This is a genomic window from Fusibacter fontis (genome assembly GCF_055378735.1).
On sequence record NZ_AP042445.1, the window covers coordinates 2,308,776 to 2,333,429 of the forward strand.

At 36.7% G+C, this 24,654-nt stretch carries 11 protein-coding genes; 2 read left to right on the top strand and 9 right to left on the bottom strand.

Annotation, left to right across the window (positions count from 1 at the left end; all coding sequences use genetic code 11):
* Nucleotides 1–69: 69 nt before the first annotated feature.
* Together ACZ41W_RS10360 and ACZ41W_RS10365 are read right to left on the bottom strand one after the other, a co-directional pair.
* Nucleotides 70–1,491 carry an undecaprenyl-phosphate glucose phosphotransferase gene (locus ACZ41W_RS10360; protein WP_464311909.1) on the bottom strand — a complete coding sequence of 474 codons (1,422 nt, stop codon included), beginning with the start codon at nucleotides 1,489–1,491 and terminating at the stop codon, nucleotides 70–72.
* A 19-nt stretch (nucleotides 1,492–1,510) separates the two neighbouring features.
* Nucleotides 1,511–2,569, bottom strand: coding sequence for a Wzz/FepE/Etk N-terminal domain-containing protein (locus tag ACZ41W_RS10365; RefSeq protein WP_464311910.1), 1,059 nt, complete (start codon nucleotides 2,567–2,569; stop codon nucleotides 1,511–1,513).
* Between the two features lie 137 nt (nucleotides 2,570–2,706).
* On the opposite strand from ACZ41W_RS10365, the gene ACZ41W_RS10370 reads away from it, so the two are divergent.
* Nucleotides 2,707–4,503 carry an O-antigen ligase family protein gene (locus tag ACZ41W_RS10370; protein WP_464311911.1) on the top strand — a complete coding sequence of 599 codons (1,797 nt, stop codon included), beginning with the start codon at nucleotides 2,707–2,709 and terminating at the stop codon, nucleotides 4,501–4,503.
* Nucleotides 4,504–4,651: 148 nt separating this feature from the next.
* Here ACZ41W_RS10370 and ACZ41W_RS10375 read toward each other — a convergent pair whose 3' ends face one another.
* The 7 genes from ACZ41W_RS10375 to ACZ41W_RS10405 form a co-directional block, all read right to left on the bottom strand.
* Entirely contained in the window at nucleotides 4,652–7,375 is a 2,724-nt protein-coding gene (locus tag ACZ41W_RS10375; protein WP_464311912.1) for an Ig-like domain-containing protein, read from the bottom strand.
* A 345-nt stretch (nucleotides 7,376–7,720) separates the two neighbouring features.
* A complete protein-coding gene (locus ACZ41W_RS10380) occupies nucleotides 7,721–9,322 on the bottom strand; it encodes a S41 family peptidase (protein ID WP_464311913.1) in 1,602 nt (533 codons plus the stop codon).
* Between the two features lie 15 nt (nucleotides 9,323–9,337).
* The gene (locus tag ACZ41W_RS10385) at nucleotides 9,338–9,682 is read right to left on the bottom strand and encodes a hypothetical protein (protein ID WP_464311914.1); all 345 of its coding nucleotides are present in this window, start codon (nucleotides 9,680–9,682) and stop codon (nucleotides 9,338–9,340) included.
* On the bottom strand, nucleotides 9,679–10,968 hold the full coding sequence (locus ACZ41W_RS10390; protein ID WP_464311915.1) for a DUF1576 domain-containing protein: 1,290 nt from the start codon (nucleotides 10,966–10,968) through the stop codon (nucleotides 9,679–9,681). The genes ACZ41W_RS10385 and ACZ41W_RS10390 overlap by 4 nt, the downstream gene beginning before the upstream one ends.
* A gap of 316 nt (nucleotides 10,969–11,284) precedes the next feature.
* Nucleotides 11,285–12,838, bottom strand: a complete 1,554-nt coding sequence (locus ACZ41W_RS10395; RefSeq protein WP_464311916.1) for an S-layer homology domain-containing protein — start codon at nucleotides 12,836–12,838, stop codon at nucleotides 11,285–11,287.
* A gap of 81 nt (nucleotides 12,839–12,919) precedes the next feature.
* Nucleotides 12,920–15,955: an S-layer homology domain-containing protein gene (locus ACZ41W_RS10400; protein WP_464311917.1), complete on the bottom strand. Its 3,036-nt coding sequence runs from the start codon at nucleotides 15,953–15,955 to the stop codon at nucleotides 12,920–12,922.
* Between the two features lie 10 nt (nucleotides 15,956–15,965).
* A complete protein-coding gene (locus tag ACZ41W_RS10405; protein ID WP_464311918.1) occupies nucleotides 15,966–22,751 on the bottom strand; it encodes an IPT/TIG domain-containing protein in 6,786 nt (2,261 codons plus the stop codon).
* A 626-nt stretch (nucleotides 22,752–23,377) separates the two neighbouring features.
* Here ACZ41W_RS10405 and ACZ41W_RS10410 point away from each other — a divergent pair.
* Complete coding sequence (locus ACZ41W_RS10410) at nucleotides 23,378–24,616, top strand: AfsR/SARP family transcriptional regulator (RefSeq protein ID WP_464311919.1); 1,239 nt, start codon at nucleotides 23,378–23,380, stop codon at nucleotides 24,614–24,616.
* The last annotated feature ends 38 nt before the right edge of the window (nucleotides 24,617–24,654 follow it).

Consider the following 24,654-nt stretch of genomic DNA (forward strand, 5'->3'; position numbering starts at 1 on the left):
CGTTAGTGACTCTGATGTTCTCAACAAACAGTCCACTAACGGTTATTATTATGTCTTGATACGCATATTTTAATAGGCATTTTTATTGATAAATCCCTTAAATAAGGTCAATAGAATCACTTTTATATCAAATGCAAATGTCCAGTTTTCAATATAATAAAGATCGTGTTCGATACGTTTTTCAATACTCGTATCACCTCTCCAACCACTTACTTGAGCCCATCCTGTAATTCCAGGACGAACCTGATGTTTAATCATATATCTTGGAATTTCCTCTTTAAATTTGTCCACAAAAAAAGGTCTTTCCGGTCTCGGTCCAACAACACTCATATCCCCTTTTAATACATTGATAAACTGTGGTAACTCATCGATACTTGTCTTTCTCATAAATTCACCCCACTTGGTTTTACGTGGGTCATTTTTTTTCGTCCACTCGGTCTTCTCCATACTAGGATCTTGTACCTTCATCGACCGAAATTTATACATCAAAAATGGCTTTCTGTTGAGACCAATTCTCTCCTGTTTATAGATAATCGGCCCAGGAGAAGTGAGCTTTGTCAGAATCGCACTCAATAGTAGAATGGGAGAAGCAATTGTAAGCGCCATCAATGAAAAAATAATATCGAAGCTTCGTTTCATAAAACTCTTCAGTACATTATCAAGAGGGACATGACGTATATCAACCACAGGTAATCCGTCAATATCATCCATATAGGGTTTTGCTGGTACATACTTATGATAGAGCGGAACAATATGTGTTTTAACACCCGCTTTCTCACAAGCCTTTATAATATCTGGTAAATGTACGTATGCGCTTGCTTGTATAGCGATGATCACGACATCAGCGCGATATTCTGCAATCTTTTTTCCTACGTCTAAAACACTGCCAATTACCGGATATTGATTAAACTCATATTCAACCTTGCTTTCATTTTGTACAGTAGATTCATCTGAAAGTACTCCAATTACATTTAGACCCCACATCGCATTTTGTTCAATATTTTTCAGGAAGCTTTCGCTAATCTCATTTGTGCCAACGACTAAACACGATCGACGATTCGATTCGTCTGCATACAGTTTGGTAATGAGCTGTATCATGAAAAAATAAAGTATAGTCGTCAACAACGTATTAATCACAGCATGTAATAAAAGTGTCCATCTTGAAAAATCATTGATTTTAAAGATAAACAAAATCGCAATGATGGTAATTAAAGTATAAAGATTACTTTTTGAAATGCGAATAAGCGCTTCAAAAATTCCCATGTGTCGATTGATCTTAAAAAGATCATGTAAATGATAATAAAGCATCGTGGTAGGCAAGGCAATCAACAAAGGCAACACTGTCTGAAAAGGCGTGGTGACGAGATTTCCAGGCGATAGAATCTCTGTATAAAATCGAATATAATAAGATGTCCAAAAGGAAAGTGCAACTAGAAATACATTTAAAACGATTTGTAAACGATTCAATGCTTTCAAATTCTCATTTACCACTTTGTGCCTCCATGACTGTTTAGTTTGACTTCCAATAATGTTTAAATAACGCTGAGAAAACACCTAACATAAGACCTAGCACTGTCGCTATTGCCACAATCAACATCTTTCTTGGTGCAACTGGTTCATCGTTGGTATTCGCTTGATTATTAATCACTACTTTAGAGTGAATCACATCTAATATCAAAGGATTTAAAGTGGATTCATCTCCTGTTTCATAATATAGATTGAGTGCTGCAAGTTCAGTTTTTAATTCTTCTTGCATTTTTCGGCTGTTATTGATATATATTTCCATGTCGTTAATCGCTTTTTTAAGATCAATGATTTTTTGCTCTGCTAGAGTATAGTTCTCATTGACGATTTCTTCCAACATGTATTCCTTAGATAGATTACTTAAATCGACCCCACGTTCTTTTGCTATCTCAGCAGCAAGTACTGGATCCGATGTTACCAGTTTGTTCAGCGTAATCACCTTTGGAATTGTTTTTAGTTCTTCTTCCATACTTTTTAACACTTGCTTATTTCGATCCATCTCTTCTAAATTGCGATCGTCTTGAACTTTTAAATCACGAATAAATGCCTGTATTGCATTTTCTTTATACGTAAGAGCTAACTCGTCCACCATATTCTTAGCGACAGATTTCGCTATTTTTTCAGCTTCAGAAGCACTCCCTGCTTTGACAGAAATGTAAAAACCATTTAATTCAAGTTCAGAGGTGACGTTGATTTTTCCCTTCAATGCTCGAGGAGTTGTATCTAGTTTCAAGTCCTTAATAACTGATTTTAAAACAGAGTGACTTGTAGCGGCACTTAGATAATCCATCTTATTCGTCGACGGATAATTATAAACGCCATATTTAGTGTCTGCCGTCTCAGGAATCTTAATGACTCCGCTTACTGACGATTCATAAACTGGTTTTGCTAAGGCGAATGCATACACGCCACCCAAAACCAATGTAATAACCGTTACGCCTATTATAAGCCTTTTATAATTAAATAAAGCAACTAATAATTCCTTCAAAGATATCTCATCGTCATGTTGATGGTTCGAATGATTGTTTTGATTATTACCTTCCATAAAAACTCCTTATTTAGATGTGATAAATACCTATAATATTATACACTAAATCCCTACAAAATCAAAGTACACAAAGGTTTATATTTAATCAACTGTGTGATAAAATAAAAATAACGTTAAAAGAAAGAAGGAGTTTTATGAAGAAAAACAATAGCAAACCTTTGATACATACTAAGAGTTGGTATGAATCCTTTAGTCTTATACTTATCTTGTTTTTTATAGCGGTCATTCCCTTACTAATCAGAGTCACAATGGTTCATTATCCTATGGATCAATTCAGTTGGTATTCCTCTGAAACCGTTTATTTTGATAGCTTTTCGCTATTCAAGTCCTACGCGATTGTTGTAAGTGGTTTCTTTTCACTTCTATTATTAGTGAAAAAAGGCGTTGTCGATAAGTGCATAAACTGGAAAGACCCCGTTATCCTCATCACTGTTGCCATGATGTCGATTACACTTTTATCCCACATATTTTCAACGAATACTTACGTTTCTAACCGTGGTTTTTTACATCGTTATGAAGGGGTTTGGACTTGGCTCTCCTATTTTAGTATGTTTTTACTCGTTTATAGTCATCCATGGACAGATAAAAATAAAAAATACTTTATAAGAGCATTTGTACTCTCAAATTATTTACTGTGTGTCATCGGAATTTTTCAGTATTTTGGTATTAACATCATCATCAACGAACTTACCAAACCTTTTATAACTGCACTAAACATGAAAAATATACCCTATACTGCTAATTATATTGTAGAATACAAAACCATCGTGCAAACACTTTATCATTATAACTATGTAGCTTATTACATTTCTATGAGTTTTCCTTTTATCGTTTCACTCTTATTACACGAGAAGGGCATTAAGAACAAGTTAGCCTATGGTATTTTATCCATCTTAATCTTACTCAACTTGTTTGGATCAACTGCACGTAGCGGTTTGATCAGTTTAATCTTAATAGCACCTTTGTTTATTTGGATTAATCGTCATCTACTCTTTAAAAGAAAGTGGACTTTTCCAGTTTTAACAGCCAGTTTAATCATCTTATTTGTTGGTTTCGAATTTTTCAGCAACGGTTTCATCACCATGAGATTAAAAAGCATCACAGCTTATCAACCTATACAAACGTCTATTCAATCCATCAATATTCACGATAACGTTATTGATATGAGCATTAATGAAGATCAACTAGAGATAATCGTATTGAATCACAACTCTGAAAGCTGGGAGGTCGCCTATAAACTAAATGGTGAACAAGTTTTTCCTATAGGATTTGATGAATCTGGCAAATTGTACTTCGATCATGAGAAGTTATTGTCCTTAAGATCTAATTTATCTAAAACCGACACCGACATCTTTTTAGCCATTGGGTACGAAGGTACTACATGGCAATTTGGATATCAAAATGAACAGCTTGAATATGTTAATCCTTACAATAAATTCGATGTTATTAGCAAACCAGAATCAATCGGATTTAAAGGTTATGAGACGCTTGGTTCTGCTAGAGGATATATTTGGTCAAGGTCACTTCCGATTATATTAGATAAACCGTTACTCGGTCACGGTCCAGATACTTTCGCAACTGTATTTCCTCAATCTGATTATCTTGGTAAAATGACTGCTTACGGAACCAACAATATGATTGTTGACAAACCACATAATCAATACATTCAAATGGCCATCAATAGCGGAATAATATACCTAATAGGTTTCATCAGTTATTTACTCATCCTAGTAAGACGTTCTTATAAAGATTTAAAAACAACGCAATTTAAAGCATATAATACCATGCAATCCGCAACGCTCTGTGCTATCATTTCATACTATATTGCAGCATTCTTTAACGATTCAACAGTCCATGTATCACCCGTGTTTTGGACACTGCTGGCACTTTCATTAGTTACTTTTAAATCAAAGCAAACTGAAATCTTATAATATGTTCTACTAATCAAAATAGTAAACACTCTTCTGATTGAATTCCAATAAAATCATGAAGAGTGTTTTTATTTGCTTATATTTAACCTTTGTACGTAAAAAGCCCTCTGATTTCTCAGAGGGCTTTAATGTTAACTTATAAATCTAACTACTTAATAGCAGCTTCGAAAGAGAAGTTAGCTAATTTGTTAGCATTAGCATCTGCATAAGCAGCTGTTTTGTAGAAGCTTACTTTTACAGTTTGGCCAACTTTTACAACTGTAGGATCAACAGTAAATGTTACAGTTAATTTCTTATCTGCACATGTTGCGCCAGTTACAGTGTATAATTTACCGTTTACATCAACGATAAATGCAGTTGTTTCTGGAGTACCAGGGAATACTACGTTGTCAGTTAATTCAACAACCATAGTTACTGTAGTACCTGATAATGTAGCGCTTGCTAACTTAGTAGCTGCTGGAGCAATTTTATCAACAACTGTACCAATGTTAATTGCTGTAGTTGTAGATGCATTGAATTTGTTTCCATAGATATCTGATAAGTTAGAGTTTGCATTAACAACAACGAATGTTGAGTCAAGATCATTTTTAGCATCTTGAGTTAAGTTTTCGTTTAATGTTAAAGTGATTTCTTTGTATTCTGCATCGTATTCAGCATTGATTACATAGATAGAATCAGTAGCTGTTTTAACCATAAAGTCAGAAGCAGTTAATGTTAATGGGTTGATATCGCCAGTAGTAACTGTTACTACAACTTTGTTTGTAGCAATAGCTTCTGGAGCACTGAATGCTAATGAAGCAGCATCAAATGCAACAACTGGAACTACTGAAGAAGCAACTTTGTTGCCAGCTAAGTCAGCAACGTTTACTACTGTTAAGCTTGTTACAGCTTTGATAGTAGTCATTTTTGGTAATTGGATTTTCACAGTTGTGCCATCAGCTAATACTGATACTTCGTGTGAATCGCCTAAAGAAACTGGAGTAGTACCAGCTAATACGTAAGAGTAGTTAGCTTTTGCAGTTGCAGTAGCAACATCTACTTTTTCATTGAAGTATACGTATAATGCAACGCCTACTTTATCAGTTTGAGCTGTGTATTTAACAGCGCTAATAACTGGAGCTGTTAAGTCAGCAACTTTGATTGTAGCAGCGTAAGGAATCATTACGTTTTCAAATGGAGTTAAATCTTTAACGCCTGTGATTTCAACTGTGTAATCTGCAGCTTTTAAACCAGCAGCAGCAACAGTAGTTAATACGATCTTAGTTTTTACTTCTTTACCAGTTTTTGTATCAACATAGTAAGCAGCAGCATTCATGTTTTGAGTTACTGGAGTTTTGTCTGTTGATTTAACTGTGTAAGTACCAGTAGCTTTGTTTACAGCTTTGCTGAATTCAACGATTAACTCGTTTTGTTCTGAAACTGTTACTGATTTAACTTCTGGTCTTGTAATATCAGCTGTAGGAACAACATTGAATTTAATGTCATCTGCTTTGTTACCATAGTTATCAGTTACTGATTTCAAAGTGATTTCAGTTCCAGCTAATGGAAGGTAAGGAGAAGCAAATGTTAATTTGTAAGTTGCACCAGTTGCATCTGTAGAAACAGCTGCTACAGTAGCTGAAAGAACGCTTGTTGAAGCAGTAAATGTACCTTCAACTGGCTCAGAGAATTTAACAACAACATCTGTTTGTGATGCAGAAACTACTTCAGCCAAAGCTGGTTTAGTTTCATCTTTAGCAACAGCGAATTGAGTGTTGTTAGAGATTAATCTGAATCCTGCGAAGTCAACAACATTTGAGTTAACAGCGATTGTGTGTGCGCCATCAGCTAATCTGTTTGTTAATGTAAGAGTTACAACTCTCTCTTCAACAGTAATCATCGCGCCAAATAATTTGTCGTCGATTTTGTAGTTGCTTAAAGTGCTAGCAGTAGCTGGGCTAACTGGTTCGCTGAAAGTAAGAACTAATTTTTTGTTTCCGTAAACGTCAACTTTTTCTACTGTTGGAGCTACGAAATCGTTAGTAGTGAATTTTTCAGAAACTTTTTTAAGTTCTTTACCGTTTACATCTTTGATAGATGAAATCGCTAAAGTGTACTCTTTTTGGTTAGCCATAGTTGAGTAAACAGTTACAACGTTTTTCTCAACTGCAACAGCATCAGCAGCAACGCCACCAACTGTTACACTTGTTTTATCGAATGATTTAGCATCGATTTCGTTGTTGAAAGTTACCATAACTTCTCTTAAGTTAGCAGCAGCTACTGATTTAACAGCTAAGTCTGTTACAACTGGAGTAGTTGGTTGAAGTCTTCCTAATGCAACGCCAAGAGTTGTTTCTTTGCCGTTCATTTTAACTTCAGATACTGCAACCCACATAGCTTCGAAAGCTTGACCTCTAGTCAAGAAACCTTCAGCTGTGAATTTGATACCTAATTTAGCAGCATCAGCAACAACTGTAGCATAGTTAGCATCAGTTACTTTGTAACCAAGTGCATTCATAAGTACAGCAGCTAATTCTTGAGCAGTAACGCCAGCTTTAGGATCGAACATGTTACCAGTTCTACCTGACATCCAACCATTTTCTTTTGCGTAAGCAACGAAAGGTTTAGCCCAATCTGCAATTTTAGCTACGTCTGCGTAATCAGCAGTTTTAGCAAATTTAGCAGCCTCTTCTTTTTTGCCGTTTAATTCTGCAATTAAAGCAGCTAATTCTTCTCTAGTTAACGCTTTGTTAACCATTAGATCACCATTTTGATCGCCTGATACAAACTTGTTCTGTTGTAATAACTGAGCACCAGTTTCACCAGCAGCGAAAGTAGGGATCATACCTAGTACAAGCACGAATGCTAATACTAAAGATAATACTCTTTTCATCTGTGAATTCCTCCCTTTTAATAGGTTTAATTTTTTGCTTCTTATTACAGAAGAGAGTTTTGATCAATAACCCCCTTCTGAGGCCAAAGCTCAGCCTCAGAATCGCATCATCCGCGTTGGGATATCGCAAAATCCTATTATTGATTATAACATCTCTGTAGAAGCTAGGTCAATTAAAGTTTTTTATTGTAATAGAACTGTAAAACTACAGACCCATCACCACAAGCACATTATATCGGATAATAACGCTGTTGTCTGTTACACATCCATTACAATAGATTACATTTACATGACATGACCTATATACCACACCTGTGACCGAATAATCAACAGGTGAGAATATCATTACTTAAATGATTGAATTGCTGCATCAAGCTGTGGATCATATTTCAACTCAGCATTGACTTTTGTCGCTTTTATCAAAGCTTCCATCGTCGCACTATCTAAAATTTTACTTTGTTTAAGTTGATAATGTGATTGAAATAATTGAATTGCGGCTGTGGTTTGTGTCGATAACTTTCCATCTGCTGTAACGGTATAGCCCAATAACTTCAGTCTTTGTTGAGCACTATAGATATTTAATGAAGATTGTCCATCATTTATATTTAATGGTGCTAAGTTTGCTTCAATTTCTGTGGTCATCACAGCTGGTGCTTTTACCTCTGTACTTGGAACAATCCCTACACCATTAACTGTATAATTATTTGCAAGTTTGTATTCCGCTATGGTCATCTTCACTGCACCACCGTTATTTAAAGGAAGTAAAGATTGAACTGTACCTTTTCCAAAGGACGTTTCGCCGATGACTTTACCACTACCCGTTTGTTGAATGCTTCCAGCAAAAATCTCAGAAGCACTTGCAGAGCCTTTATTGATAAGAACTACGACTTCTGCCGGTGTCTTGTCGGTATTCGCACGATAAACCCGATCATTGGTTCCTTTATAATCGATTTTGACAATCTCTTTTCCTTTTGGAATAAAGTAGTCACTTAAATGAATCGCAGAATCTAATAATCCACCTGGATTATTTCGCACATCGACGATGATCTTTTGAATGTTTTGATTGACCATGTATGCCATTGCAGCATCAAATTCCGCATTCGTCTTTTGACCGAATTCTTTCACTAAAATGTACCCGATTTTTTGATCTGATACTTTTTGATCTAACACTTTATATTCAACGGATTTTATCACAATTGTGTCTCTTATAATGTCAACTGTGATTGGATTTGTTGATCCTACACGTTTAATCTTTAATATGACATGAGTGCCTTTTTCACCACGAATCAATGTACTTGCTTTTTCAGTCGTAAACCCGGATGCATTGATGCCGTCTATTTCGATAATCAAATCTCCTGGAAGTAATCCCGCTTTATCAGCTGGAGTGCCTTTTACAGGGGAAACGACTTCAACAAATCCACTTTTCCCATCGGTAATATAGACACCAATCCCACTAAACTCGCCCTCTAAAGTGGTATTAAAACTTTGATACTCTTTAGGCGTAAAATACGTGCTATATGGATCGAGCGCTGTAAAAATTCCTTTATAAGCACCCTCAATTAACGCTTGCTTATCAACATCTTTAAAATAATTACTTTGCACTGTTTCCATCATAAAGTCAATGTAACTGTGAAAATCTGTATCTGTCTTTGTATTTGTTGTAGTGATGACCTTAGTCGTCACACCATCGGATAGCTGTATTTGACGATCAGATACCAATAGTTGCGACACTGAAAAATTGAACTGTTCACTCCTTGCAGAATCGTCTACACGATTCAATTGTCGTTTTGATTGACTAAATACAGGTGTCAACGCCATGCCTACCATTAAAAGTACCAATAAAATCGCCAATATACTCTTAAATAATGCCCGCCTCTTTTGTTTTCTCACTTTTTTCATCATGAGTTTTTCTTTTGGGCTTAAGGTCTTTTTTTCTGTCTTTGCCATGGTTTCACTCCTTATTTATCTATTCGCTCTAACGATCTCCAAATACAGATTACCTTCTCTTTTTTCAACAACTGCTGTGTCGATCATTGCACTGATGAGCGTCAGTTCGTCTTCAGAATCATTTTCTCCGGCAAGTTGCCAGTAGTATTCTTCAATTTCAGACTGTCTTTGCCTGTTTAAAATATTTTTCAAGTGTTCAATTTGTTCATCTGTATACTGTGTATGATAATCAATGATTTTTAGAGTTGTTTTCTCATCACTTGTGATGATCTTGAAATCAACTTCATTGGTATCTTCTTTTAAAAATAACGTCGTTAATTCATCGACAATTTTGCAGATTTTCTTAATTTCATGTCTCACGTCTTAGAGTTCCCCCTTTTAAATGCATCGATAATCGGTAGCATAAAGCCCGCAACGATACCGCCAGCGAACCCGTTATTGTAAAGATTAATCCCTCCATGGATAATACCGATATTTGTCACAACTGTCAAGTGTAAAACACCGGCGATAAGTCCTGCAACTGGTCCATAAACCCCAGCGATCGGTGCAATCGTCGTTGAAAATAATGCAGAGATGATAAAAGTCGTACTTGAAAAATCGTATTTAAAAAATAATCCAGCTAATAAAACCCCTGCGATAATGGGAAAACAATTTCTCGGTTGCTTTCCAAACGCTGAAAATCCAACCACAGTAAAGATACCCGCTAAAACTGGTCCATTAAACGTACCACCGAGCAATGCGACAAACGCCATCGCTCCAAGCCCCATGACGCCCATATTGAAAAAGGTCATTCCGTATCCGACGAGCGAAGTGAAATCTGTAATGGTTCTTCCTTTATATTCAAAGATCGCCTTATATTCTTTTAGTATATTTTTATTGATGACGATTGCAATGGCAATTAAGTACAAAAATGAGACCACTAACACGAGAATGAGACCGAGATCATTTGTGTCGCTTATAAGAGAGACTGGTGCAATTTCCACCTTGAAACTTCTCAAGGCACTTGTGACAATCGTTCCAATGATTCCAGCTGTGAATCCAATATTATAAAGATTATATCCATCGTGAAAGCGAATCATGTGTGAAGAAAGTGGCACAATGATGAAACCTATGCCAATACCCGTTAAAAGTCCCATGAGATAACTAAAGCCTTCTTCAAAAATCCCCCCAAACGTAATAAAACTCACAATTGGTGCAAGCGCTGTGCTAAACATGATGACAAGTATGATATTTTTAAAGGGAATCTTTTGGTATCTTGCATATAAATACCCGCCATAATAAATAGGAAGGATATTGACGATGTTCTTTCCGAAAAAGGAAAAGCCTAGTACGGTAAAAAATGCCGCGATTAACAGTCCATTAATCCTCATTTTAAATCGTTTGAGTAGATAAAGGTTAAAAAATGCAATCAACGATGCATTGATACAGGCTGCTCCGAGACCTCCAACTACGATAAAATCCGTGATTAAAGTAGTCGGCGACTGAATAATCTTATATAGACCTACTTCCAAATCAATGAGTCCATTCTCTCGCATGAGTGCATGGTACACGCCAAATAGCAGTAATAGAATTGGGAACACCAATAGAATCGCAAGTTTATGCTCTTTATGTAGTTCTCTTTCTTGTATCATGTTGGAAATGACCATTTACACCTCTTTGTTTGTTTTTCTCTTATTATAATTTAAAATGCCCCTAGCGTAAACCTTGAACACGATATATTTGACATGAAAAGCCTCAAAGAAACCTCATAAAAAACCTCATAAAAAACCTTATAAAAAGCCTTATAAAAAACCTCGCTATACCGAATGCGAACGCTCTCAGCTATAGCGAGGTTTAAACCAAGTTGATATCTTTTAATTATGACTATGTCACTATTAAACTTGTCAATTCTGCAGACTTGATGTAACTGGAGTGTCTTCAATTGCCCATTGTGATTACCTATTACCTATTGAATATTACCTATCATCTATTCAGAATCTTCTCTCGATAATCATATCGCATGTTGTCCTTCAAATGGTTGATAAAACTCGTTATCAGAGCTGCAGCTTCTGCTTTTTTCAACGGTTCATTCGGTAAAATCTGACCATATGGTGTACCAGTGATAAGTCCAATTTCGTTGGCAACATAAATATAGTCCTTTGCCCACGCTTGAATTTCATTATCATCTACGAATCCAGTTTTATATGGTGGATTTGGTGCTTTATATTGTAGACCTAGTGCTCGTATCATTATAGCGATTGCTTCTGAACGTGTTATTGTATTGCTAGGATCAAATTTACTGTCTTTCCCAGACATAATATCATTATCTTTTATATACTTAATATAATTATAATCTGGATCACTCGGCAAAATATCTAAATATGGCGTTTCTACTCCTGGTCTGGTTCTTTTGTAAAATTCCGTCTTACTTGTTTCTGGCAGAACTCCATTTGTTGCAACGACAATTGCTTTTGCAAACTCCAATCTAGAAATTGGCGCATTTGGTACAAAATACTCCTTTTCTATATCAAAAATTTGGAGAGAAGTTAGGAGTTCAATTTCCTCCTGTGCTGCATGACCGCCAATATCTCTTATATGAGTGACATTGAGTGATTTTTTATCAAGTATTTCATCACTACTCAATTTAAGTTCACCCGTGTACATTTTTTTTTCGTTCTCGTTAACTACACCATCCTTTATAGATGGTAATACATATTTGTATACAAGTACATTTTCGGTTGTTTTTACTTGAAAATACTGAGAATCAATATCTATAGACTGTGGATCAGTGTATTGCTTCTCAAAGCTAACATTTACACCAGATGACATACCAATATCTACAGTTCCAGTCCAGATGATTTCTGGCTTTGAACTTGTATTGTTTGCATCGTAAGATGGATTTTTTTTTCTTGTTTCAATTTTTTGATGAATGACATAAGTCATATTGCTGCCATATAGATGATCATACCCAACAATTGGTTTTGCATCTATAGTATATTTGACAGTTCCATTATTTTCAAAAAAATTTCCATCAATATAGTACAATTTCTCTGCACTTACATTACCGGAGATATAGTCTATTGCTGAATGATGTGTTATAGCACTTGTTTCAAAAAAACTATTACTATCTAATGTAAAAACGTTATTTGTTGTTGTAATCGTCTCTGTATATTGTTTAGGACTACTCAATTTTTTTTTGTAACTCGTTTGTTTAATACTATCATTATTTTCTTTCGTGACATCAAAAGTGATTTTCCGTTCTAACTCAATCCCTTTTTCAACATTACTTAGTTCAAAAGAATAGCCCAGTGTATACTTATTCTTGTCTTTTGGTACTTCAGGAACTTTAACAAGTCCTTTTAAAAGAACAGGTTCACCAGTGATAAAGCAAAGCTCCTGATACTCATAGGTTCCAGACACTGTGAGATCACCAATTAAACCACCATCTATCCAGATGACTTGTCCATGTGAAAATGGTGTAACAATGCTGATTAAAATCAGTAAAATCACCATATTTATTTTGATCTTTCTCTTCATCTCATTCTCCTAACTCTCAATAGTTACTAAAGTAGCTGAATTAACATGTATAAAATTCAGCCAATTTTAGTAACATAGTTTTTAATCAGCTACAAAGATGACAAGAGCTGTATTATCAATACTCATAGTGTAGATATAATCACCTTTTTTTATATCATCAATAGCTATAACCTTATTTCCTTTTATTATTATTGAATCCGTGTATCTGATAGATATATTGGCTGTTGTAGCCACCCACTGCCCAGTATAATTTGCAACTTGATGTGCATCAGTAATTTGAATTAACTTCCATGTTAAATCTTTATCGGTGACAATCCCTCTAGAGAGTTTTGCATTAGCGAATGTTTCATTAAGTTTTTTTGCAACATCCTCTTCCTTATAGACAGAATCATCGATATTTTGATTAATCAATAAACCTTTATGTCTTAAATGCATCGCTATAATACTATTATCATATTCATTAACTACCATGAATGTATAATATCGCTTGAATTGAAGACCAGGTAAATCCTGTCGATAGTTTTTATCCTGATTTTCAGTTTTAGCATACGAATCATTAAAAAAGTCTTTAGGCTTAATACTTTTAAACTTATCTTTATCAGTCATGTCAATAATTTCTGAATCAGTATCCAAATTGTATGGGCCTGATTCATTTGGATTCGGTGAATTTAAAACATTATTGGTATAACCTGTATGATTTCTCAATGTAATCGTATTCGGATTGACTTGTTCTATTGCACCGATTCGGATACGATTAAATATATTGTCATAAGGTGTAACCACTTTTACAATCATAGCATTACGACTTGATTCAACTCTTTCAGATACTACAAAGACAGTGTCTCCTTTTTCCAGTTTGGAATTTGGTACTACAAGGCCATCCTTGATAACAATAGTTCCTTCAGTGATGTTAAAATTCTCTTTTGTTGCAATTTCAAATTTATTTTGCGTATGATCAGCACTTCTAACAGTACTTGAATATAGGGTTTCGCCACCTGTTTTTACAGTGAGTTTTACAATAGTTGAAACACCATATACTTTTTTAACAACTGCATACGCCTCATAGTTACCATACTGACGTTGAAGTTCCGTTATATTAAGTTTTTGATTCCCTACATATATTTCAGTATCCGTATTTGTCTTCAAATCAACTGTGAATGATTCAGCTGAAATCCAGTCATTATTTGAAATATACTCTGGTTTTGATAATCCATCTGATCCAGTAAATATGATTTCTTTTTTAGCTGCGTTTACATTTTTTATCTTACCTTTATAAATAATCTCAAATAAAACCTCTGGTGCTTCAATTTCTATCTTACTCGCTATCATGCTAGAAATATCATCAAAATATACTTTGATTGGTAAACCTACTTTTAGAGCGCTCTTGGAAACGACATTTCCATCCTTAGAAAATGTAGTACTACCATTAATGGCATAAAGTTCTAATACGCCTGTAGATAATTCAACTTGAATACTATTATTATAAATATCAACCACTTTTCCGATGCGCATTTTCCCATATTTCGGAATGTATCCCGGTTCTCCACTATAGGATTCTCCATCCACAGATATGATGTAACCATTTGAAATTTCAGCGGTTACAGGCATTCCATAAACAAAATTACTCAGTGTGGTGACGCGACTGTTGATACGCAAGTTGGCATAAGATGCCAGTGGTACTTGATAAAGTTTTTCGTCATAACCATAGATGGTCATCGTTGCGGGGCCATCTTCTGCAAGAGGTGTGATCTCGCGAACAGTACCAGAAATGCTCTTCTTATCCAGCGGTGCCACTTTAATATACAGCACTTGTTTCGTTTCATTGACGAGGTATTCAAGAACGTCGCCGATGGCCAATTTTTTGACGCCGCCAACGGAGCCATTTTTATATGTGATAATGTCATCGCGTTGTCCAGAGTACATATCTTCATCTACGATGATGTCGTAAACATCCCCCGTAATATCTGTTACGCGATAAATTTCAGAGATAATGGCTTTTCCATTTTTCACTTGATTTTTGGTGCGAATATCGATGAGCGTTCCATAATGAAACGTCGTATAAATGTCTGCAGAACTATTCGCATTAATTTTTTCTAGTACGAGATTATGATCTAGCACATCGACAAATCTCAATTCTCCACCGATGGTATAGTACTCAATTTCATCTCCCATGGCGATATTGGCATTGTTTGAAACGATGGCATTTTTATAGGTCACATAATCCAGTTGTTTTCCGAGTTTACTATGTGTTTCACTGACGAGTTTTGTAACGGTTCCGTCGGTATTTTTCACCGTGATGGTATTGCGGTTGATGACGTTGCCATTGTCATACACTTTTTCAGGTTTAATCCCGATGACAAGACCAAATCCAGATGCAATGCCTCGTGCCGCATACTGTGTTTCATAAGCAGCATCTAAAATCACTGCCATTTCACCTCTAGAAACTGTGGTTTTTGGACCAAAACTCCCATCATTTCTGAGTTTGATGATCCCATCTGTCGTAAGATCTTCTATAAGTGCGCGATAGACAGGTGTAACCGTTGCCCAATCTGAATAAGTGAATACAGTGGTTGGTAAATTATTTGGACTCTTACTTATAGCACGTGATATCCAAACGGCAATCTTTTCTTTAGTGACAGTTTGATTAAGATTCAAAATTTCTTTATCATCTATGATTCCCAGTATTTGTGCTTCTGTTAAATATTCTTGGTTCATAATGAGTTTCATCTTATCTGGCGTTGTAGAGGAGCCGGTCTGAGCGTAAACTCTCTGCATGACATTTGCCTCATTCCCTCTTAAGCGAACAAGCATTCCAAGGGCTTCATAGCCAGTAATAGCCTGTGATGGATAATATTTTTTATCTCCGTATTGTTTAACGACTTCAAATGCCGCCATTTTAACGATCGATCGGTGGCCATATGTGCCAGAAATATCTGTGTAATACGAGTTGGATATGATGTCTTTTGCTTTCGCAGCGCCCGTCAGAGTATTGGCCTTTGAAACGTCTGTTTTCACAGCGCGAAACTCAGGAACGGGCACATCAAAGGATTCGTCACTAAAGGCAATCCACGATGTGCACATACAGATTATGATGAAGAGAGATAAGAGCTTTTTCATGTTTGCCTCCTTATTTGATATTTGTTAGTAAAACATAATCACCCGATTCATCAATTCTCGCGATGACTCTGTTATTTTTCGTGTCTACTGTTGCAGCTACAGGAATATAGGTGTTGGTTTTCGTGCTGTATCTATAGAGTCCAACGAGGGATTCTTGTGACATTGTCAGCCCAATCGCGTCATAGGTAAACGTGACATCCATGGTACCTGCGAGTTGTGAAAATGCCTTTACTTGCTCGTTTGCACTGGCGTCAAATTCAATTGATGTGACTTTAGAAACTTGTTTTTTACCGCGAATATTTGGCGTTAAATACAATCTTTCTGTGGACTTCGACGTATTTTCTGTCAGCCTAGCATAGGCGTTATAGTAATCCGCTACCGATTTAAAGGTCGATGTATTCAGTGCAACAGGTGTCAATCGGTACTGTGTTGCACCAAAATTCACGATGATGCTCGATAGGTTAGATGCCACAAGTGCTTCTGGTAAAACCAAACGTTTAATGGTCGTCGTCGATTTAACTTGATCGCTGACGTCAACGACGATTTGTCCACTGGTGATTTTGGATGCGAAATTTACGTTCAAAATTCCGCCATTTTCTGACGATGTAAAGTTTTGACCTGCAGGTACCCCTAAATCACCATCGACATCTTCTGGTCCCAACTCTTTGATATCTTTAATGTCTTGGAAGGTTAACGATGCCATATTGGAAAATCCAGATAAACCAAATTTGTTCGCACCTCTTAAAACAAACACGATTCGCTCAGCTGTTGCCATATTTTCAAGTCCCGGAAGTGAAGTGATCTTATAAGGTTCTATATTGGTAATGCCTAAATATTTAAAATCAATATAATTTTTGTTGAGTAACTCTGTATCCGTTTTCGTTCCAATGTATACGTAAATTTCAAAATAATTAGACGTATTCGATACATAGTCATAGAGCTTGATATACTTATTGTCTACCACTGCTACTTTCAAGTTTTGTGGATCTTGTGGTATTGGCACTGTAAATTCAATCTTAGCAGAATTATCAGTAATACCTCCATCACTATTCAGTACGACGATGGAAATTTTATCTTCAAAATCCACGACTGGTGTTGTCACAATCAAGGTGTTGCTATCCACAAACTCAACGCTTGTAGCTTGCGTACCACCTTTGACATAATGGATGGAGTCATCACGATAAACCCCTTGTTCTACTTCAGGTACCTTATCTTTTGGTCCTACTGTAAGCCATTCCCCACCAAAGTAGACTTTGGCACCTTCCATAAATCCAGTACCCTTTAACATAATCTTTTGATTTCCAGTGACGTGGATTCGGTTGATGATATTGCCATCTACATCGTAAACTACTGGATTCACCGTCGGTGCAGAGACAACGGTAAGTGCATCTGTTTTAATGGCGATTCCGTAATCGTTGTTGAGTATCTGAACGGTTTTCTTTCCAAGCGTCATGTTCGTTGGCGTTGTAAATGTATACACGCTTCCACGTTCTGAAATCACCCCATTATAGATAGGTATCCCCGCTCTTGTTCCGATGATGGCATAAGCACCTTCTCTAAAGTCACTCCCCTTAACGACGATTTTATTGCCCCCATAGATGGAAGTTTTCGTCGGCGTAATGGTATCAATTCTCGGACCTGATAGCGGCTTTTTATACACAAAGTAGAACGGAAGTTTTTCAGTCCCGTAGTTTGTTCCGATCAAATCCTCTAAATTATTAGAAGTTGCAAGACCTTTATCTTGATTTTCAATCATAATTGGATACTCTTGGTTGACATCGTTGACGGATGCTTTTGGTACGGTTGCCACGATTAAATCATAAGTGACTCCGTTGATCTGTTTGGACGTCAGCTCTTTAATTGTCGCTTTATAAGCGCCAATATAAACACTTACGCCTTCACGGAAGTCGTTACCTATAATTTCAATGTCAATTCCACCGTCGTAAGAGGATTCCACTAACCATTTAGTCTTATCAAACGAAAGTACTTGTGGTTCAATATTAAGAATCTTTGGCTCACTGGCTGGATTGGTGTACGTAAAGCTCTTTGTCGCCTTTCCGCCGTCGATGTTAAAAAACGTCAATGGAACGGAACCGATTGTAAAGTATGAAGGTGTGATTAAATTGACGTGGTATTCATTGTCATAATTAACTTCTGGTGCATATCCACGTTCTACAAAAAGACGTCTGTCGCTGATCTCAAGTTTAATGTATTCATACACGTTACCTGAGTACGTTTTTGCATCAACACCTTTAAGTCCATAAGGCACGTAGTAATCGCCTGCTGAATTTTTAAGCATATCCAGTGGCACATAGACGGTATTATTATTGTATTTAAATGTTCTCGTGTAAATGACATTGTTCTCGGTTAAAGTCAACTTGACTTCACCAGAATCCCCATAATAACTGACGGTCAGGCCGCCCTCTAGATTAACAGTTGTCCGTTGATTGTTGATGAGACCTGAATTTGGTGCAATTCTCTGAATTTCACGATTATCAATATCCCCAAAACGTACAAGTGCTTGGACATTATTGAGAAGTTGCGTTTGTGTTGCATCATCTTGTGCATATCCATAGATAATGGAACGATACATTTTGGAGCCATATAAGTCTTTTGGTTCTTGACCTTGACGTCGACCAAAATCTGGCACTACTTTTGATAGAATCGGAGTGGTCGCCATATAGGTGTATTTTACTTTGTTGCTGACGCCTGAATCGTTGTTAATGACATAAACATCTACAGCACCTGCTGCATGAGGTGGCGTGATGACTTTAATAAATCCCTTTGAGTATTCGACGATCTTCGCTTCATTCTCACCAAAGTAGATCTTTGGCAAGATCACCGATTCATAGTGATGCGTATAATAAGGATTGGTAATATTCGGTACTTTTGTGATGGCATTTGGATCGACACTTGGTGAAAGTAAGTCATCCCAAACACCGTTTTTAAATTGATCCACAAAGACATCTCCCGGATCGTAGTTTGGACCTCCTACTGTATTTTCGTACGGTTCATAGTATCTAAATTCGTAACCGACGATTTCAACAATTTCACCACCATTAGACGATCCACTATTGGGAACGATTCGAGATATCACTGGATCTGAAAGCGGAATAATATAGATAAAACCTTTATCTCTTCCGGTATTTCCTCCATCCGGATTGACGACGACGACTGGTACAGCCAGTTCATCTACGCCGAACTCCTTGTCTAAATCTTTAATGGATGCTGGCATCTTGATTTTAATCCAAGAACCATCTAATGACACATACGTATCTTGAGCAGGAACTAAGACAGAGTCAATAAATACTTGCACATCATCTTCAAAATCACGACCTGAAATGGTGACATAGAAACCACCATCAACCGATCCTTTTGGAGGTTGAATATCAGTTATGACAGGATTAGATGTCGATTGTGAAATATAGTAGAAACCTTCTTCTTCAAGTTTGCTTGCACTTTTGGTATCTGGATTGACGACGATTAAATCCTTGTATCCTTTTCCAGTTGTCAAAGATGGAACTTCAAAGAGTATTTGATTTTTAGAAAGAACTTTGGTTAAATTTCCTTCAATTCTGCCATTTGTCACATTGACCGTATATGGCGTAATCATGCTAAGTGGAGTACCATCTAGTTCAAGTCCTAAATCCGTCACAAGAACAGGTCTTTGATTGCCTAGAGCATCTTCTGCAACAAATAAATTGGGTGCTTTGTATTTTAAGATATACGATTTATCTCGACCATTTGTTAAAACAGGCTCTTCTGCGAAGTTATAAGAAAGCGTGAATCGCTCGTTATCAGGCGATTTAAACGTCACCGAGTCTGCATAATCCGCTAGGAAAACTTGTTTTTTACCCTCTTGATTGAGATCAATACGCGCAACTTGATTGTTCATTTTCGCTTCAAATACAGGACCACCTGCTATTGCAATTAACGTAACGCCTGTAGCTGCTGTATAACTAATCGTCACAGCGCCCACTAGCTGATTGTTGGCATTGTACGCTTGGAACCCACCATTTTCATATCGAATGGCATAACTTTGAGTGGAAGTTGCAATGGCTGGATTGTCAAACTCGTCATTTGAAAACGACGCCATTTCACCAGTGGATTGATTGAAAACAGATGCATTTTCATAAAAATCTGAATAAATTGCCTTGCCGACTTCCGTCGTAATGATGGCTTCTTCATCCGGAGACACATACGCATCAAATACGATCGAACCCGTTGGATCTTTTTTATAGCTGTTGACTTCTTTTCCATCCATTACAACGCGTGTACCGATTAATCGGAATGCATCGACGCCACGTTCACTCACCGCAGTTGGATCCGGTTTTAAGAAATTGTCGCCATTGATGATGACCAGTGTGCCATAAGTTCCAATTTTCGGAGAAAAACTATCAAATACAGGGTTTTTATTAAATGTTTTTACGTAGGTAAAATCACTTACAGCAAGCCCGCCACTTGGATTGAGGATTTGGAGCTGTGTTGTTCCTTCTCTTCCTGGAGGCGCTTTAAAAGTAACCAGTGTTTTATTGCCCGTTTTATCGAGTTCTCTTGTAAAACTTTTGATTTCTTCACCGTCTAAAAAGAGCTTCATGCCATTTTGAAGGTTGGAGCCCGTAATGACGATTTCCTCCCCACCTTCGACGGTGATGATGTTTGGCTTAACGCTTTCAATAACAGGAATATCTGACGTTTTGACAAACTCAATAAAATCCGATTTGATGGCTGAATAGCCAAAAATATCCGATTTTCTCGTTGGATTGGTAATTTGAATATGTTTAATTCCGCCATCCCGAATCAACGCTACATTCGGTACGCGAATGAGAATTTTGGTTCCAATTTGATTATTAGATGTACCGTCCACGACTTTCCCAGTCTTGTCGAGAACCGTCATTTCCAGAGGGACTGGTCGTCCGTCAGCATACGTGAGCACTTGTTCAGCCGGATCGGATTCATTGAATTTATATTTAATAACCCCTACAACGGTATAGCTGTTTCCTGCTATAGTATAGGTATATTCTTCATTTGGGAAAAATCCCATCTGATATAAATTGTTAAACGTATTATCGTTGTTCTTTTTCACTAAAACAGTTGGCTTTCTTACAACAACAGTGCCATCCGCTTCAACCACACGGTCTACTAAGAATTTGTCGCCTTTTAATGAAATGAGTGTGTCATTTTTAAGTTTCGAATACCCACTTGCAGTATCTTCAATTTGTACAACATTCGGAGCAACGGTGTTGATAATAGGTGTAAATGTACTTGGTTCAAATTCAAATCCTTCTTTTTTATAAATCACTTGGCTAAAAACAAATTCTTTACCGAGGTTACCGTTGAGGTTGTCTTTGACTTTAAGCGTGGTTTTCATCTCCACAACGACGTCTTTAAGTGGTGCCGTTTCCGCATCGGAGACGCTACCCGTCATGACCATCACTTGGTCGGTAGCACCTTTAACGATTTGAAAGGCGTTGTTTGCATCACGTAAGAATTTTACTTTTTTACCGATCTGCATATTGATTTGACGTTCAATGGTGACGTTTTCTCCTTTATACGTACCGTCGGTATATTTTAAAAGGAGGATTTCATCACTTGAAAGGCCAGCTGGTGCTTCTTTAAATGCGCCATTTGTGCCTCCGAGGTCTGGGATATTAAGCGTTAATAGATAATTTCCTTTAATTTCAACAGAACTGCCTGTGTCAGGACCTTTTTCAGGATATATCCCTACAATAGAAGGTTTATAGTCCGCCTGTATCACTGTGAATTCATCAAATGTTCCATCGGTTTTCTTGACCACTTGTTCTGCAACAACCTGTCCATTTTGAACGTCTGTTACGACAACATAGTAGTTGCGTCTTTCAAAATCCACATGACTCGGAACTTTAACTGTTAAAACGTCCTCATTGCCATTGACATTGAGTCCGAGTGAAACAAATTGTGCCTTGTTCACATCGGTATATTTATCTGATCCATCTAAGGCTTTTAAAAAGTACACTTGATAATTGCGTGTATCGGAAAAATTATCCGATCTAAAATACACTTCATCCGCTTCAATCCCTTTAGTTGGGTCAGCTTTAACACCCGTATTTGGGAACATACGCACATCATCAACACCGAGATTTTCTATAATTCTAAACGCATTTTTATAAGTGTATTCTACTTTAATAACAGGGTCTGTTCCTGTCGTTTTATTAAAAACGATATTTTGATATCCAAGTGCGCCTGGATTGGTGATATTACTAAGTTTAAGGGTGGTTGCTGTCTGTCCTGTTCCCATACTCGTCGTCGCAAGACCCACACCGTAAGTCCCTGTAATTGCACCAGTATTAAGCGCATTCAAATAATTCCCCTTGAAATTAATTTCTTTTTCAAGTGGATTAGTCGCATCTTTATTCACGGTTTGCTTATCCGAACTCTGAATATTAGGGAAAGATCCTGTATTTAAGTTGAATATTTTGTTACCAATGCGGACATCTCCCAAAATTTTAGCCGCTTGGACGCTGGTGAGCGTAATTTTAATAAAATCTTCTGTATTGGTGGTTCGAGATCCAAGTTCAGAATAACCATCACTTGTATCAAAGAGTACGGCTACATCTTTTAAGTTTTCACCAAAGATTTCTAAATATCCCCCTTGACGTTCAAAGACTTCATGTGTCATGGAGTATTTAATACTCGTGACTTCACGCGTCAAACTCCCTGTAATTCCTACGCTCACTGCATATGATGCGAGCTCTGTAAGTGGTAATGTCGTCAATATCATCAATAACGCTAAAATTAGTGTTAGTTTTCTTTTCATATATATACACCCCTTAATATCACCATAGATAGTCTACTTAGTTATTATCGGTTTAAGTATATCATTTCTTTATGTATAGCACCTATTTTGTATTCAATTTGTAACATGACATCTTTGTTGCAGGCTTCATGAAGTGTCCTTATCAAAAAAAAGTAAAAAAAAAGACTTAAATTCTCATCGAATTAAGTCTCCAACTAATAAATATAGTTAAGAAGGGGGGAATCTCTCGAGTGGGAAAATTTGGGGGATTACCCACTCGGAATTCATCATTGGGGTTTTGTTGCAATTTACATAAATATTTTGGGGGTTTATTGTGTGTTAAACAATCTGAATATCGCTTAACATGGTTTTATTATAAAAGGCAGTTGTGTATTAGTTATGACCCCTTTGTGAATAATCTGTTAAGAGTGATTTATTTTGAAATACTTATAAAAAAGCCAATACATGCGGTTTAAATTTATGAAAACAGGGCAATAATTAAGTGAAGCGCTTCTTTTTTTCACTAAGTGGTCAATTTTTAGTTTCAATGGGTTATTTTCTTTTCCAATGTTTAATGTTATAATACAGACAAATTATTTTTGTAGTCTAATTAAAGTGAGAATTACACTGAATTTGGAGGACTTTTCATGCACCTGTCTAAAAGGCATCAAGAACAACCAAATTTTATAATAGAAACGCTCGGAAAGTTTGACGTCTTGAAAAATGGGCATTCTCTAGTTTCTAACTCATCTGGTTCTAAAAAGATTTGGGAACTTTACAAGTTTATGCTCACACACCGAGATCGTTCTTTTACGCCAGAATCTCTCTCGGATCAACTTTGGGTCTCTGAATCTTACAATGATCCTCGAAGCACACTCAGAAGACAAATGCATCGACTACGTCAATCATTACTTGAAGAAGATAGTTCCGATCATATGAATACCTTATTATTTACAAATGGGTACTATAAATGGAACGATCAAATTCAGTATCAAGTAGATATCGATGTTTTTGAATCTCTGATCAAGCAAGGCGATTTAGCAAAATCAAATCAACCAGAAGTAGCACTAAGGAACTATAAAGAAGCTTTATCTCTTTATAAAGGCGATTATTTACCAGACTGTTACGATCAACACTGGGTATTTTCTGTGAGGAATCACTATCGAAGACTGTACCTAAAAACCGTTACGAATGCCGTTGAATTAATGCGTGGACTGAGTTTGTACGACGATATGATTGAAATTTGTCAGAGCGCTATTAAAATAGATGTCTATGAAGAACCTTTTCATATCTACTTAATGGAAGCACTCTATGAGAAAAATCAACAAAAGCAGGCTCTCGAGCATTATGAATACATTACGGGATTTTACTATCAAGAAATGGGGTTAAAACCCTCAACTGAAATGAAATTGCTCTACAAAAAGCTCTTAAAATCACACGCACCATCAGCGGATGCGGATATGGGAACTTCACCATTTGAGTCTTTAGAATCTGAAATCACCCTTGAAAATGCATTTTTCTGCGAACCCGAAGTATTTAAGTCTATTTATGAACTCGAAAGACGCAGGAGTCAACGGTCAAAGGCTGCATTTAGCATCGGCGTTGTGAACATCAGTCGAACAAAAGGATATTCTCAGTCGCAAGAAGATTTAAAGCTTTACCGACTGAAACAACACTTTATGGAGCACTTGCGTAGCGGAGATACGTTTACCCAGTGGAACGAGTCACAAATGGTGATCTTGTTGCCAGGAGTGGATACCCCTTTAATGGAACAAATTTTACAACGTGTTCTCAGTTCATTCCCACTACAGCAAGATCTTCACATTACTCAAATCAAGCACATGACGGCAGATGGAGAAAATCCTCTTAAAGCATCTATTCTATAATAAGTGATCTATTCAACACGATTTAAAGGCGTATCCCA